Below are 13,932 nucleotides of genomic sequence, written 5' to 3' on the forward strand. Positions count from 1 at the left end.
TCAAAACCAAAGGCCCGCTCCGGTGTTCGCCGGGGCGGGTCTTTCTTTTGGGATCGCAGGTACGGCGTCTACGCCGCGCGCAGGCTGTCGACGAACTTGCCCACCTCGCTCTGGAGGTCGGCGGACTGGTGCTCGAGGTCGGCCGACAGCGCCATCAGGTGGGTCGAGGCGCGGCCGGTCAGTTCGGCGGCTTCGCCGACGCCGGCAATGGAGCCGGTCACCGTCTGCGTGCCCTCGGCGGCCCGCTGGGTGTTCTGGGCGATCTCGCCGGTGGCGGCACCCTGTTCCTCGACCGCACCGGCGATCGAGGCGGTGACCTCGCGGATCATCGAGATGGTCGAGGTGATGCGGCCGATGGCCGTCACCGTCTCGTTGGTTGCCTCCTGGATCTCGCCGATCTTGGAGCCGATCTCGTCGGTGGCCTTGGCCGTCTGGGCGGCGAGCTGCTTGACCTCGGAGGCGACGACCGCGAAGCCCTTGCCGGCGTCACCGGCCCGCGCCGCCTCGATGGTGGCGTTGAGGGCCAGAAGGTTGGTCTGCTCGGCGATCGCCCGAATGAGGTTGACCACGTCGCCGATGCGGACGGCGGCATCGGTCAGCGCCCGCACCTTGGTTTCCGTACGGGAGGCTTCGGCGGCGGCTTCCTCGGCGATACCGGCCGACTTGGACACCTGGACGTTGATCTCGCGGATCGAGGCGGTAAGCTCCTCGGCGCCGGCCGCCACCGTCTGCACGTTGGAGGCGGCGGTTTCGGCGGCGCCGGTCACCGACTGCGCCCGGCCGGATGTGGCGTCGGCGGTTTCCGACAGTTCGCGGGCGGCCTCGGCCACTTCGGCCGACGACCGGACGAAGCGGTCGGCCAGCGCGCCCATGGTCGACTGGAAGGCGTCGGCGAGCGCCTGCCGCTCCTGGAGTTGCCGGTCGGCAGCGAGGCGGTCGCTCTCGCCCTGCTCGGCCCTGAGGCGTTCGGTTTCCGACAGGCCCTTGGCGAAGACGTCGAGCGTCCGCGCCATGTCGCCTACCTCGTTGCGATGGTCGGCGTAGGGAATGGTCACGTCGCGGTCGCCGGCGGCCACCGCCTTCATGGCGGCGGTGATGCGGGCGATCGGCTTGACGATGCCGCGCGCCAGAAGCAGGCCGAACACCAGCGTCATCGCCATGATCCCGCCGAAGATCATCATCAACTGATCCCTGGCATCGCGCCGGGCGCGGATTTCCGAAGTGGAGGCCGAGGTGTCGATGCTACGGATCATCGAGACGAGATTGTCGAGCTGCGGTTCCAGCGCCTTGTAGCCATTGGAAAGCTGCTGGTAGCTGCTGAGGAACTTCTGCTGCAGCGTCACCCACTGGCCGACATTGGCGGTGTACTCCTCGAATGCCTTGCCGAGTGCCGTCTTGGCGTCGGCCGGAAGCGAGCTGCGGGCGAGTGCGCGGGTCAGGTCCATGGAGGTCTTGCCGAAGGCGGTGAAGGCCTGCGGGTCGCTCTTCAGCATGAAGTCCTTTTCCTGGGTCCGCATGGTGGCGAACAGCGCGGCGAGTTCCGGCGCCGGATTGGCGGTCAGAAGGTCGTTCACCGCCTGGCTGGACTTCAGCAGCGCCCCGTTGACGCCCTGCTGCGGGTAGAGGCCGAGCTGCTTCTTGATGTCCAGGATGGCCTTGAAGGACGTGCCGTATTCATCGAGCCCGGCCTTGATCAGGGCGACGTTCTCGGCCTTGGCCGGATCGGTCGCCTTGATGCGCGCTTCGAGCTGCTGGATGGTGGAGCCGATCATGCGGCTGATGTCGCCGTGCAGGCCGGAGTAGCGCTCGTTGCCGGTGAAGAGGAACTCGATCTCGGCGCGGCGGAGCTGCAGCGTGGTGGTTTGCAGCGTGCCGGCGAGATCGGCATTGATGCGGGCGCTCGCCGCACGCTGCCGGTAGGCGTTGGCGTTGATGTCCTGCATCATGTAAAGCCCGCCGACCGCGGCGAGGGCCAGGAGCGAGAAGAGCCCGAAGGCGAGCACCTTCGTGGCTATGCGGAAACGCGATCCGATCGCGAATCCCTTGAGCCTGAACTTCGGCATGCGGAAACTCCCCCAACAAACCGGTTCGGCGCAACGCCAAGCGGCGCCCGACTCCTCCCGACCGGTCTCTATCCCGACCAGCATCGCCTTCTCGGATTAATTGCGCGTAAAGCGAGTAGTGGAAAATGCCGAGAACCGGCACGAGCTCTTGATGGTCCCGATGGAGACGCCTCTGCCGGCTTGTTTGTCAGGAGACCGGCTGCCCAGCTTATCGGCAGAGGGGCGATTGCGCGGGGCGGCGAATTGCGTGAAGCTCAACCGTCTCCTGCCAGAAGGCCTGTCATCTTTCATGCCCCTTTCGCTTCTTCTTTCGGCCTTCGTCGCCGCCTTTCTCTATGTCGTCATTCCCGGTCCGGCCTTCATCGCGTTGCTCGGCATCGGCGCCGGGCAGGGGCGGGGCGCCGGAGCGCGCTTCATCGTCGGTCACCTGGCCGGCGACACGCTATGGACGAGCCTCGCGCTCATCGCCCTGGTCGGCGCGCATGTGGTGGGACCGATGGTGTTCGATCTGCTCGGCTGCGTCTGCGGCGCGTATCTGGCCTTCATCGGCTGGCGCGCCTTCCGCGCCCGGCCGAACGGCGAGGGGCGGGCGGTGATGGCCGTGGAGCGGCCGTTCCGCCGCGGCCTGATCTTCGGCCTCACCAATCCCAAGGGCTATCCGGTGGCGCTCGCCACCTTCACGGCCCTGGTTGGCGGCGTCGCCGACACGCTGTCCTTTTCCAACCTGCCGGCGTTGCTCGCCGCGTCATTCCTGGGCTTCCTCGTCGCCGACGTTGTGATGATCGCCATCATCGGCGCCGGCGCCGTGCGCCGCTTCTATCGGGCGCACGAGCTCGCCATCGTCCGGGGCTCGGGCCTGTTGTTCATGGGCTTTGCCGCGCAGGCCTTCTGGCATTCGGTGCCAGGCCTTCTCGGCGTCCGCCGCGCCTGACGGGGTCAGTCGCGCTCCCGCTCGGCGAGGCCGAGCAGCAGCGCGGCGAGCGTGACGGCCGGGATCACCGTGGCGAAGGCGAGTGGTGGCGAGCCGATCAGCGCCACCGCGCCGGAATCGACAAAGCCGCTGCCCATCTGGGCGAAGCCGAGGAGCGCGGCGGCGGCGCCGGCCTTCTCCGGAAAGGCGGCCATGGCGCGGGTGGTGAGGTCGGGCGTCAGCAAGGCGAGCGCAAAGGCGAACACGGCGACCGGCGCCATCACCGAGGGGTAGGACGGCGGAAACAGGGCAATCGATGCCGTCATCGCCAGGGCGCCGGCCGTGGCGAGGCCAAGGCCGGGCAGCACCAGTCGGCGGGCGGGGATATGCCGGAGCAGCGCCTTGGTGACGATGCCGCCGACGATATAGGCGCCGGTCTGGGCCAGCATGCCGAAGCCGAAGGCCTGCGGGCTGAGGCCGGCGATGTCGATCAGGAGGAAGGGCAGCATCGAGCTCAGTGCGTAGAAGCCGCCGAGAACCAGCCCCATCATCAGCGCCGGGAACAGGAAGCGGCGGTCGCCGCCGAGCGCCACATAGGCGCGAGCAAGGCCCGTGGGGCTGGCGCGCGCCGGGTCGGGTGCGCGGTTGGTCTCCGGCAGGAAGCGGTAGACGGCAACGAGCAGTGCGCCGCCATAGCCTACCATCAGCAGGAAGATCGCCCGCCAGTCGAAGGCCAGCATGGCGAGGCTGCCGAGCGTCGGCGCGATCGCCGGGCCGATGGCGAGAAAGATGCCGATGGTATTCATCACCCGCGCCGACTGTTCGCCGGTGAAGTTGTCGCGCACGATGGCGCGAGCCACCGAGATGCCGACGGCGGCGCCGATGCCCTGCACCAGCCGGGCGACCGTCAGTGCGTGGATGGACGGCGCCAGCATGGCGCCGACCGAGCCGATGGCATAGAGCGCGAGGAAGGCAAGGGCCGCGGGGCGCCGGCCATAGGCGTCCGACAACGGTCCGCAGATCAGCTGGGCCAGGGCAAAGCCGGCAAAGTAGGCGGCGAGTGTCGCCTTCACGGCCGGATAGGTGGTGGCGAAGTCGGTCACCAGCTCCGGCATCGCCGGGGTGTAGAGGGCGAGCGATACCGGACCGAGCGCGATGAGAAGGGAACCGATCGCCGCGACATGACGCTCGGTCATCGGGGCATGCTGCATGGGATGTCCGGGAGATGAAGGCCGAAGGCGGCGCTTTTAGCAGAGATAGGCCGACAGTGTTAAGTGTCTCCGCCCTTTGCATGGCTGATCATCGCAGCAATAATCAGGTTTTTCTTGCTCCTGTCACAATCATTTGTATAGTGCGCGCCAGAATGACGGTCCGGAGGTTCGCTTCGGGCCGTCTGTCTTTTCCAAACCGAGTACGCCCATGCAAATGCGCAACATCGCCATCATCGCGCACGTCGACCATGGCAAGACCACGCTCGTCGACGAGCTTCTGAAGCAGTCCGGCACTTATCGCGAGAACCAGAAGGTGGCCGAGCGCGTGATGGATTCCAACGACCTCGAGAAGGAGCGCGGCATCACCATCCTTGCCAAGGCGACTTCGGTGGTCTGGAAGGACGTGCGGATCAACATCGTCGACACCCCAGGTCACGCCGATTTCGGCGGCGAGGTGGAGCGCATCCTCAACATGGTGGACGGCGCCATCGTGCTGGTCGACGCCGCCGAGGGTCCGATGCCGCAGACCAAGTTCGTGGTCGGCAAGGCGCTGAAGGTCGGCCTGAAGCCGATCGTTGCCATCAACAAGGTCGACCGGCAGGACGCCCGCATCCACGAGGTGGTGGACGAGGTGTTCGACCTGTTCGCCAACCTGGACGCTACCGAAGAGCAGCTCGACTTCCCGATCCTCTATGGCTCGGGCCGCAACGGCTGGTTCTCGACCTCGCCGGAAGGCGGCGAGGCCGAAGGCATGAAGCCGCTGTTCGACCTGGTGCTGCGCCACGTCGAACCGCCGCATGTCGAGCAGGACGCCCCGTTCCGCATGATCGGCACGTTGCTGGAGGCCAACCCCTTCCTCGGCCGCGTCGTCACCGGCCGCATCACCTCGGGTTCGGTGAAGACCAACCAGACCATCAAGGTGCTCGATCAGGATGGCAAGGTCGTTGACCAGGGCCGCGTCTCCAAGCTCCTGGCCTTCCGCGGCCTCGAGCGCACCGCCATCGACGTCGGCGAGGCCGGCGACATCGTGGCGATCGCCGGTCTGACCAAGGGCACGGTGGCCGAGACCTTCTGCGCCCTGGAAGTGACCGAGCCGCTGCACGCCCAGCCGATCGATCCGCCGACCGTCACCATGACCTTCCTCGTCAACAACTCGCCGCTCGCCGGCACCGAGGGCGACAAGGTCACGAGCCGCATGATCCGCGACCGCCTCTTGCGCGAGGCGGAAGGCAACGTCGCCCTCAAGATCGAGGAAAGCTCGGAGAAGGACTCCTTCTTCGTCTCGGGCCGTGGCGAACTTCAGCTCGCCGTGCTGATCGAGACCATGCGCCGCGAGGGCTTCGAGCTCGCCGTGTCGCGGCCGCGCGTCGTCTTCCGCAAGGACGAGACGACCGGCGAGACGCTGGAGCCGATCGAGGAAGTGGTGATCGACGTCGACGAGGAGTATTCCTCGGTGGTCGTGCAGAAGATGAGCGAGCGCAAGGCCGACATGGTCGAGATGCGCCCCTCCGGCGGCAACCGTCTGCGTCTGGTGTTCTTCGCGCCGACGCGCGGCCTGATCGGCTACCAGTCGGAGCTTCTGACCGACACGCGCGGCACGGCGGTGATGAACCGGCTGTTCCACGACTACCAGCCGCACAAGGGCGAGCTGCCCGGCCGGCGTAATGGCGTGCTGATCTCCAACGACATCGGCGAGGCCGTCGCCTACGCGCTGTGGAACCTCGAGGATCGCGGCCCGATGATGATCGAGCCGGGCTGGAAGGTCTATCAGGGCATGATCGTCGGTGAGCATACCCGCGAGAACGACCTCGAGGTCAACGTGCTCAAGGGCAAGAAGCTGACCAACGTCCGCTCGGCCGGCAAGGACGAGGCGGTGCGCCTGACGCCGCCGATCCGCATGACGCTGGAGCGGGCGCTCGCCTGGATCCAGGAAGACGAGCTGGTCGAGGTGACGCCGAAGTCGATCCGCCTCAGGAAGACGACGCTCGACCCGATCGAGCGCAAGCGCGAGCGGTCGCGCGACGCAGCCGCCTGATCAGCGTCTTGATGCATTCGAAAAGGGCGGTGCTGCGGCGCCGCCCTTTTTTCATGGGGCCGCTTCGCTTATTGAAAACAAAAAGGGCCGCGTCGCTGCCGACGCGGCCCTTCTCATTCCGTGTTCTCGTAGAACGAAGACTCAGCCTTCGCCGCCTTCCGAACCGCTGTCGCTGGTCGTCTTGGTGCGGCGGGTACGCGGGCGGGTGGTCGCGGCGATCGGCGTGCCCAGCGTGGTAGCGCGGCGGCGCGGAACGCGCTTGCGCGGCGCCTCTTCGCCTTCGGCCTCGGACGAGGCGGCTACCGGTTCCGGCGATGGCTCGCGGGCCTGTTCGGCAACCGGAGCGGAACGCTCGGCAGTCCGGGACGGACGTTCGGCGGCTGGCGCAGGGCGCTCGATGCTCGGCGCGGGGCGCTCGGCGACCACGACTGGGGCGGGCTCGGAAACGCGCGGCTGGCGGTCGAGCAGGAAGGCGGGAAGGCCGGCTTCGGCTGCGGCCGGCGCCGGACGCTGCTCGCGCTCGGCACGGACGGCCGGCTGCGGCGTGTCGGGGAAACTGACGTCGGGCTGCGGCGCATCGGCCAGCGTCGGCATCATGGTGGGCTGCGGCTGGCGCTCGCCACCGCGGTTGTCCTGATTCTGACCCTGCCGGTCGCCACGGTTGTCGCGGCCGAAGCGATCGAAGCGCTGGCGGCGGTCGCGGCGGTACTCGTTGCGGTCCTGCTGACGGTCTCCGTTGTCACCGTTGCGATTGTTGTCGCCGTTGTTACGGTTGTTGTCGCCACCGCGGTTGTTGTCGCCGTTGCGATTATAGTCGCGCTGCTGACCGTCGCGGTTCTGGTAACCGCCTTCGCGTTGCTCGCGCGGTTCACGCTGCTCGTTCGGCTGGCGGTTGTTGTTGTCGAACTGGCCGGGCTGGCGGATCTCGATCTGGCGCGGCTCGAAGCGGTCGGAGCCGATCGGCTCGAAATCGTCGTCCTCGTTCTCGTCCTCGCGCCCCGCGGCAGCGGCAGCCTGGGCAGCCTGAGCGGCGGCGATGATGCGGTAATAGTGCTCGGCGTGCTGGAGATAGTTCTCCGCCATCACGCGGTCACCGGCCGAAGAGGCATCGCGGGCGAGCTGGGTGTATTTCTCGGCGATGTGAAGGGCGGTGCCCCTGATCTTGATGTCCGGGCCGTTGGAATCGAACGACCGGGTCAGCGGATTGGGAGCCTTGCGGTTGGGCCGGCCGCGCATCCGTTGCTTGTTCTGCTGGTTCTGCCTCATATGTCCGCTATCTCTTGCCTTCGCGGGTCAAAAAAGCACGAGGCGCGAGGCCGCGGGTCTCGTTGACTGCCGGCTTTCCCATGAGGGACCGGCGAAGTCGCGGCGCCTGGTGCACACATATCATCCATCAAGAACGACCGTCAGCTCGGGCGCTTGCAGCCCATGACGGTATCGCCTCAGCATCCTCTACGTTTGATCGTATCGAGAACGGGTCTGAGCGGGATCCTGGCCCACGCCTTGGCTCTGCCGGCAACCGGTCTTCGTGAGCTAGCTCCGACTGCTCATTCGCCAGGGCAAGAGGTCATGCCTCCCGAATACGGCTTTTCGACGGTGACGTCAAATACAGCCGATTCTCTACGAAGGGACCCTAACTGCTTCGGTGCGACTTTCCAAGCTGAATTTTGGCTTCATAGTCAATAAAGCGAGGGAATTTCAGTCGAATTGCGCGCTGCGCCGCCCCAAGACCACCCGGTCGCGGCCGCCGAGGTCGCGGTGGACTTCGATTTCCATCAACCCGGTTGTCCTGAACAGCGCACCGACGGCTTCGCCCTGATCCCAGCCGATCTCGACGGCAAGAAAGCCGCCGCGGGCGAGATGGTCACCGATGCTGGCGAGGATGGACCGGTAGGCGTCGAGCCCGTCGGGGCCGCCGTCGAGAGCGAGGCGCGGATCGTGAAGGCGCACCTCGCGGTCGAGACCGGCGATGACGTCGCTCGCTATATAGGGCGGGTTGGAAACGATGAGATTGAAGCTGCCATCGACCGCGGCGAAAAAATCGCCCAGCGCGAAGTCCAGCCGATCGGCGACGCCGTTGCGACCGGCGTTGTCCTTGGCCACGTCCAGGGCGCCTGAGGACAGATCGGTGGCGACGCCGTGCGCCCCGGGCAGCTTGGCGAGCAGCGTCACGGCGATGGCGCCGCTTCCGGTGCCGAGATCGAGCAGGCGGAGGCCGGCGCCATCGGGTGAGACGCCAGGGATGCGGCCCGTGCGGACGGCGCCGAGCGCCACTTCCACCAGCACCTCCGTGTCGGGGCGTGGCTCCAGGGTGTCGGGGCCGAGCGCGAAGTCGAGGCCATAGAAGGAGGCAGTGCCGAGAATGCGGCCGACCGGCTCCCCGGCGGCGCGGCGGCTGATCCAGTCGTCGAGGCGGGCGGCGGCGTCTGCAGCGACCGGGCGATCCGTTGCGGCGAGAAGATCGAGCCGGCTGGCCCCTGTGGCCGCTTCCACCAGCAGGCGGGCATCGATGGCCGCCGTGTCGATGCCGACGTCGGAAAGGCGCCGGCGGGCATTGGCGAGCAAGGTTCCCAGGGTGAGGGCGTCGTTCATGCTTCGGCTTCGGCGAGCAGTCTCGCCTGATGGTCGGTGATCAGAGCGCCGACGATGTCATCGAGGTCGCCTTCCATCACCTGCGGCAGCTTGTAGAGCGTCAGGTTGATGCGGTGGTCGGTGACGCGCCCTTGCGGGAAGTTGTAGGTACGGATGCGCTCCGACCGGTCGCCCGATCCAACCTGGCCGCGCCGGTCGGCGGCGCGAGCGCTGTCGGCCTTCTCGCGCTCGATCTCGTAGAGGCGGGCGCGCAGCAGCTTCATCGCCTTGGCGCGGTTCTTGTGCTGCGACCGCTCCTCCTGGCAGGCGACGGCAATGCCGGTGGGAATATGGGTGATGCGGATGGCGCTGTCGGTGGTGTTGACGTGCTGGCCGCCGGCGCCCGACGAGCGGAAGGTGTCGACGCGGAGGTCACTTTCGCTGATGGCGATGTCGACGTCCTCGGCCTCCGGCAGCACCGCCACCGTGGCGGCCGAGGTGTGGATACGGCCCGAACTCTCGGTCACCGGCACCCGCTGCACCCGGTGGACGCCGGACTCGAACTTCAGGCGGGCGTAGACGCCGGCGCCGTCGATCGAGGCGATGATTTCCTTGTAGCCGCCGAGCTCGGCCTCCGACAGGCTCATCACCTCGACGCGCCAGCCGTGCGCCTCGGCATAGCGCTGGTACATGCGGAAGAGGTCGCCGGCAAACAGGGCGGCCTCGTCGCCGCCAGTGCCTGCCCGTACCTCCAGGATGGCGCTCTTGTCGTCGGCGCGGTCGCGCGGCAACAGCGCGATGCGGACGTCCTGTCTCAGCGTCTCGACCTTCTCGGCCAGCTCGGGCCGTTCGGCCTCGGCGAGGGAGCGCATGTCCGGGTCGGTGGTGGGGTCGCCCAGCATCGCCTCGATGTCGGCGAGTTCGCGATCGGCGTCGCGCAGAGCGCGGATGCGGGCGATCAGCGGTTCCAGCTCGGCATAATCGCGCGACAGGCGGACGAAGGTGTCGGCGTCCGGATTGCCGGCGAGCCGTGCCTCGATAATGGCGAAACGGTCGAGGAGGGCCTCGAGACGGGCGTCGAAAGGGGTCATGCGGTGGGCGGGAACCGGGTCAGTTGAGCGGGATGTCGCGGGATTCGGCGAAGTCCTGCAGGAGCTTGCGGATCGGCGGCCCATCGGGGCGGTTGAGGGCCGGGGCAAGCAGGGCTTCGAGCTCGCCGAGGTTGACCGAGCGGATCATGTCCTTCACGGGGCCGACCGACGTGGCGGCCATGGACATCGAGCGGAAGCCGACGGCCATCAGCGCCATGGCGGTGAGCGGCGTGCCGCCCAGCTCGCCGCAGAGCGTCGCCGGCTTGCCATATTCGGCCGACTTGCGGGCGATGGTGCGCAGCGCGCGCAGGAAGGACGGGGCGAGCGGGTCGAAACGCTGGGCCACCTTGGCGTTGCCGCGGTCGACCGCCAGCATGAACTGGAACAGGTCGTTGGTGCCGACCGACACGAAGTCGACCACCGACAGGAGTTCGTCGAGCTCGAACAGCAGCGCCGGCACCTCGATCATCGCGCCGAGCTTCAGCGACGAGGGCAGGGCATGGCCGTGCTTTTCGAGGAAGCGCTGCTCGCCCTTCACCAGTTCCTTGGCCTTAATGAACTCGTCGACCGTCGAGATCATCGGGAACATGACGCGCAGTTCGCGTCCGCCGGCGGCCTTCAGCAGCGCGCGCACCTGCGTTCTCAGGATGACCGTGCGGTCGAGCCCGATGCGGATGGCGCGCCAGCCCATGGCCGGGTTCTCTTCCTGCACCGAGCGGGTGAGGTAGGGCAGCACCTTGTCGCCGCCGATGTCGAGCGTGCGGAAGGTGACGGGCCGTCCGGTGGCGCCGTCGAGGATCTTGGAATAGAGCTCCGCCTGCTGCCCCAGCTTGGGGAAGGTCGGCGCGATCATGAACTGCAGCTCGGTGCGGAACAGACCGATGCCGTCGGCGCCCGACTCGTCGAAATGCGGCAGGTCGAACAGCAGGCCGGCATTGGTGTTCAGCGCGATGCGCACGCCGTCCAGCGTCACCGGCGCCTTGAAGCGCAACTGGCGATAACGCTCCTGCCGGCGGGCACGGAAGCGCACCTTGGTGACATAGGCCTGCTCGACGTCGGCCGGCGGCCTCAGGTGCACGTAGCCGCTTTCGCCGTCGATGATGATGCTGTCGCCATTCTCGGCCAGCGACACGACGTTGGCGAGCTGGCCGACCGCCGGGATGGACAGGGCGCGGGCGACGATGGCGACGTGGCTCGTGGTGGTGCCTTCCTCGAGCACCAGGCCGCGCAGCTTGGACCGGTCGTAGTCGAGGAGCTCGGCGGCGCCCATCGAGCGGGCGACGACGATGGCGTTGTCCGGCAGCTCGCTGGACTTTTCCTTGCCCATCAGCTCGCGCAACAGGCGATAGGTGAGGTCGTCGAAGTCGTGCAGGCGCTCGAGCAGATAGGGGTCGGTCTGCCGCTGCATGCGGGCGCGAGTGTCGGACTGCACGCGCTCCACCGCCGCCTCTGCGGAAAGGCCCGAGCGGACGATCGCCTCTTCCATGCGGCGCGTCCAGCCGCGGTCGTAGGCGAACATGCGATAGGCTTCGAGCACGTCGCGATGCTCGCCGTGGTGGGCGACCTCGCCGCTGTCGATCATGTCGTCGATAGAGAGGCGCAGGTTGGCGATGGCAGCCGTGAGGCGCTTGACCTCCTGCTCGGGGTCCTCGGCGATGAAATTGGTGACGACGACGCGTGGCTCGTGCAGCACCACGTGACCGAGGCCGACGCCGTCCGACAGCACCACGCCGGGCACGTGCATGGGACGGTTGAGGTCGAGTACCGTCTGCTGGGCGGCGGCAAGGCCCAGCACCTCGCCGGAGGCGATGATCTCGGCGATGATCATGCCGGTGGTCTGGAGCGCCTCCTCCTCCTCCTCGGAGTAGGTCTTGCGGACGCGGTTCTGCACCACCAGCACGCCGAGCGTGCGGCCCGAACGCAGGATCGGCACACCGAGGAAGGAGTGATAGGCCTCTTCGTCGGTACCGGGAATATAGGAGAAGGCCGGGTGTTCCTGGGCGTCGGCGAGGTTGAGCACCGCCGCCTCGGCGGCGATCAGACCGACGAGGCCCTGGCCGATGCGCAGCGAGGCCTTGTGGACGGCTTCGCGGTTGAGGCCTTCGGTGGCGAACAGTTCGAGCACGCCATCGGCGCGCAGGACGTAGAGCGAGCAAACCTCCGCGACCATGTTGGCCGCGATGGTGACGACGATCTTGTCCAGTCGCTCCTGGGCGCTGATCGGCTCCGCCATCACCTCGCGGAGGCGGCGGAGCAGAACGCGCGGTCCGGAAAGGCCTCCCCGCATCGTCGGCTTCCTGCTCTCTCCCGCGGGCCGGAACGGCGCCAGGCCGGCCGACGGGTTCATCCACTCCATTATGCCAGCCCTAGCGCGTTTTGCGGCCGGCTTGAAGCCATCAATATGGCAGCATGACCTTGTGGACCGCTGCCCGGAAACGGACGGGCTCCAGCACGTTGATAGGGCTTCGCCTTGGCTCCGGCGAGGCGCTTTTCCGTGAGAGCCCGACAAATCGGCGTGAGCACGCCGATGGCGGGAAGCCGGCGCCTGGACCTCTCCGGCGCCGGCGAACCGCGTCAGGCCTTGTCGAGGCCGTAGGCCGAATGCAGGGTGCGGACGGCGAGTTCGGTATAGGCCTCGTCGATCAGCACGGAGATCTTGATCTCGGACGTGGTGATCGCCCGGATGTTGATGCCCTTGTCCGACAATGCCTTGAAGGCCTGAGCGGCGACGCCGGCGTGGCTGCGCATGCCGACGCCGATCACCGACACCTTGCACATGCCGGTGGTGCCCTCGAAGGTCTTGTAGCCGATCTCGACCTTCTTGTCGTTGAGCACGGCGGTGGCGCGCTCATAGTCGGTGGCCGGCAGCGTGAAGGTGATGTCGGTCTCGGCGCCGTCGGCCGAGATGTTCTGGACGATCATGTCGACGTTGACGTTGGCCTCGGCCAGCGGTCCGAACACGGCGGCGGCGACGCCCGGCTGGTCCGGCACGCGGCGGATGGAGATCTGCGCCTCGTCCTTGGAGTAGGCGATACCGGTGACGACTTCCTGTTCCACGATCTCGTCCTCATCGCAAATGAGCGTTCCGAACGGGTCGCCGTTCGGCATGGTCTTGGGGTTGTTGGGGTCCTCAAACGACGACCGCACGAAGGTGCGGACCTTGTGGACCATGGCAAGCTCGACGGAGCGCACCTGCAGCACCTTGGAGCCGAGGGAGGCCATCTCCAGCATCTCCTCGAAGGAGACCTTGTCGAGACGGCGGGCCTTGGGCACGACGCGCGGGTCGGTGGTGTAGACGCCGTCGACGTCGGTGTAGATGTCGCAGCGGTCGGCCTTCACCGCCGCCGCGACGGCGACGGCCGAGGTGTCGGAGCCGCCACGGCCGAGCGTCGATACGCGGCCGTCGGGGCCGATGCCCTGGAAGCCGGCGATGACGGCGACGCGGCCGGCCTCCATCTGCTCGATGACGCGGCTGCCGTCGATCGACTGGATGCGGGCGGCACCATGGGCGCCATCGGTGACGATCGGCAGTTGCCAGCCCTGCCAGGAGCGGGCGTCGATGCCCATCGCCTGCAGCGTGATGGCGAGAAGACCGCTCGTGACCTGCTCGCCGGATGCGACGACGGCGTCATATTCGCGGGCGTCATGCAGGGCGGAGGCGCCACGGCACAGCGCGACCAGTTCGTTGGTCTTGCCGGCCATGGCCGATACGACGACGGCGACCTGATGGCCGGCATCGACCTCGCGCTTCACGTGGGCCGCGACATTGCGGATCCTATCGAGATCGGCGACGGAGGTGCCGCCGAATTTCATCACCAATCGAGCCATTTTCCGACGTCGTTTCCTGAGGGGCGGGAACCCCGTTGCGAGAGGTGAAAATGCGGGGAACCGGATGGTACCCGCAGGGCCGCGCCCTCAATACAGGAAGGTGCGGCGCCGGGCAATCGCCAGAGGCGATTGCCCGATGTTTGTTTTCTGCCTCAGTCGCCGGCGGGCCTCCGGCCCTTAGGCTTTCCGCTCCGCTTAAGTCTCCGAGACGCTTCGTGTCTCG

At 67.4% G+C, this 13,932-nt stretch carries 9 protein-coding genes; 2 read left to right on the forward strand and 7 right to left on the reverse strand.

The annotated features are described in order from the left end of the window. Positions 1-68: 68 nt before the first annotated feature. Positions 69-2,063, reverse strand: coding sequence for a methyl-accepting chemotaxis protein (locus tag CXZ10_RS21640; protein ID WP_180336088.1), 1,995 nt, complete (start codon positions 2,061-2,063; stop codon positions 69-71). Positions 2,064-2,352: 289 nt separating this feature from the next. Between CXZ10_RS21640 and CXZ10_RS19580 the strand changes: the two genes are divergently transcribed. Next, complete coding sequence (locus tag CXZ10_RS19580) at positions 2,353-2,994, forward strand: LysE family translocator (RefSeq protein WP_101291084.1); 642 nt, start codon at positions 2,353-2,355, stop codon at positions 2,992-2,994. A 5-nt stretch (positions 2,995-2,999) separates the two neighbouring features. On the opposite strand, the gene CXZ10_RS19585 is transcribed toward CXZ10_RS19580, so the two are convergent. Continuing rightward, entirely contained in the window at positions 3,000-4,184 is a 1,185-nt protein-coding gene (locus tag CXZ10_RS19585) for a multidrug effflux MFS transporter (RefSeq protein ID WP_101291053.1), read from the reverse strand. 208 nt (positions 4,185-4,392) lie between these two features. Between CXZ10_RS19585 and typA the strand changes: the two genes are divergently transcribed. Beyond that, positions 4,393-6,219 carry a translational GTPase TypA gene (typA, locus tag CXZ10_RS19590; RefSeq protein WP_101291054.1) on the forward strand — a complete coding sequence of 609 codons (1,827 nt, stop codon included), beginning with the start codon at positions 4,393-4,395 and terminating at the stop codon, positions 6,217-6,219. 141 nt (positions 6,220-6,360) lie between these two features. Here the strand turns inward: typA and CXZ10_RS19595 are convergent, their stop codons facing one another. The 5 genes from CXZ10_RS19595 to CXZ10_RS19615 all read right to left on the reverse strand — a co-directional run bounded on the left by CXZ10_RS19595 (position 6,361) and on the right by CXZ10_RS19615 (position 13,709). Then, positions 6,361-7,485, reverse strand: coding sequence for a DUF4167 domain-containing protein (locus CXZ10_RS19595; RefSeq protein WP_101291055.1), 1,125 nt, complete (start codon positions 7,483-7,485; stop codon positions 6,361-6,363). Positions 7,486-7,917: 432 nt separating this feature from the next. After that, positions 7,918-8,811 carry a peptide chain release factor N(5)-glutamine methyltransferase gene (gene prmC, locus CXZ10_RS19600; protein WP_101291056.1) on the reverse strand — a complete coding sequence of 298 codons (894 nt, stop codon included), beginning with the start codon at positions 8,809-8,811 and terminating at the stop codon, positions 7,918-7,920. Then, the gene (gene prfA, locus CXZ10_RS19605; RefSeq protein WP_101291057.1) at positions 8,808-9,881 is read right to left on the reverse strand and encodes a peptide chain release factor 1; all 1,074 of its coding nucleotides are present in this window, start codon (positions 9,879-9,881) and stop codon (positions 8,808-8,810) included. Before prfA ends, prmC begins: the two co-directional genes overlap by 4 nt. A 19-nt stretch (positions 9,882-9,900) precedes the next feature. Next, positions 9,901-12,168 (reverse strand): phosphoenolpyruvate--protein phosphotransferase, encoded by a 2,268-nt coding sequence (ptsP, locus tag CXZ10_RS19610; RefSeq protein ID WP_101291058.1) that lies wholly within the window; start codon positions 12,166-12,168, stop codon positions 9,901-9,903. A gap of 287 nt (positions 12,169-12,455) precedes the next feature. Then, positions 12,456-13,709 (reverse strand): aspartate kinase, encoded by a 1,254-nt coding sequence (locus tag CXZ10_RS19615; RefSeq protein ID WP_101291059.1) that lies wholly within the window; start codon positions 13,707-13,709, stop codon positions 12,456-12,458. Positions 13,710-13,932 lie beyond the last annotated feature (223 nt).

This window comes from Pleomorphomonas diazotrophica (assembly GCF_002844595.1).
GTDB lineage: Bacteria > Pseudomonadota > Alphaproteobacteria > Rhizobiales > Pleomorphomonadaceae > Pleomorphomonas > Pleomorphomonas diazotrophica.

Bases quoted from the DNA above. Each gene is read 5' to 3' on its own strand.
- CXZ10_RS19595 (WP_101291055.1), bottom strand. From the start codon at position 7,485: ATGAGGCAGAACCAGCAGAACAAGCAACGGATGCGCGGCCGGCCCAAC.
- CXZ10_RS19615 (WP_101291059.1), bottom strand. From the start codon at position 13,709: ATGGCTCGATTGGTGATGAAATTCGGCGGCACCTCCGTCGCCGATCTC.
- CXZ10_RS21640 (WP_180336088.1), bottom strand. From the start codon at position 2,063: ATGCCGAAGTTCAGGCTCAAGGGATTCGCGATCGGATCGCGTTTCCGC.
- prfA (WP_101291057.1), bottom strand. From the start codon at position 9,881: ATGACCCCTTTCGACGCCCGTCTCGAGGCCCTCCTCGACCGTTTCGCC.
- typA (WP_101291054.1), top strand. From the start codon at position 4,393: ATGCAAATGCGCAACATCGCCATCATCGCGCACGTCGACCATGGCAAG.
- CXZ10_RS19585 (WP_101291053.1), bottom strand. From the start codon at position 4,184: ATGCAGCATGCCCCGATGACCGAGCGTCATGTCGCGGCGATCGGTTCC.
- ptsP (WP_101291058.1), bottom strand. From the start codon at position 12,168: ATGCGGGGAGGCCTTTCCGGACCGCGCGTTCTGCTCCGCCGCCTCCGC.
- prmC (WP_101291056.1), bottom strand. From the start codon at position 8,811: ATGAACGACGCCCTCACCCTGGGAACCTTGCTCGCCAATGCCCGCCGG.
- CXZ10_RS19580 (WP_101291084.1), top strand. From the start codon at position 2,353: ATGCCCCTTTCGCTTCTTCTTTCGGCCTTCGTCGCCGCCTTTCTCTAT.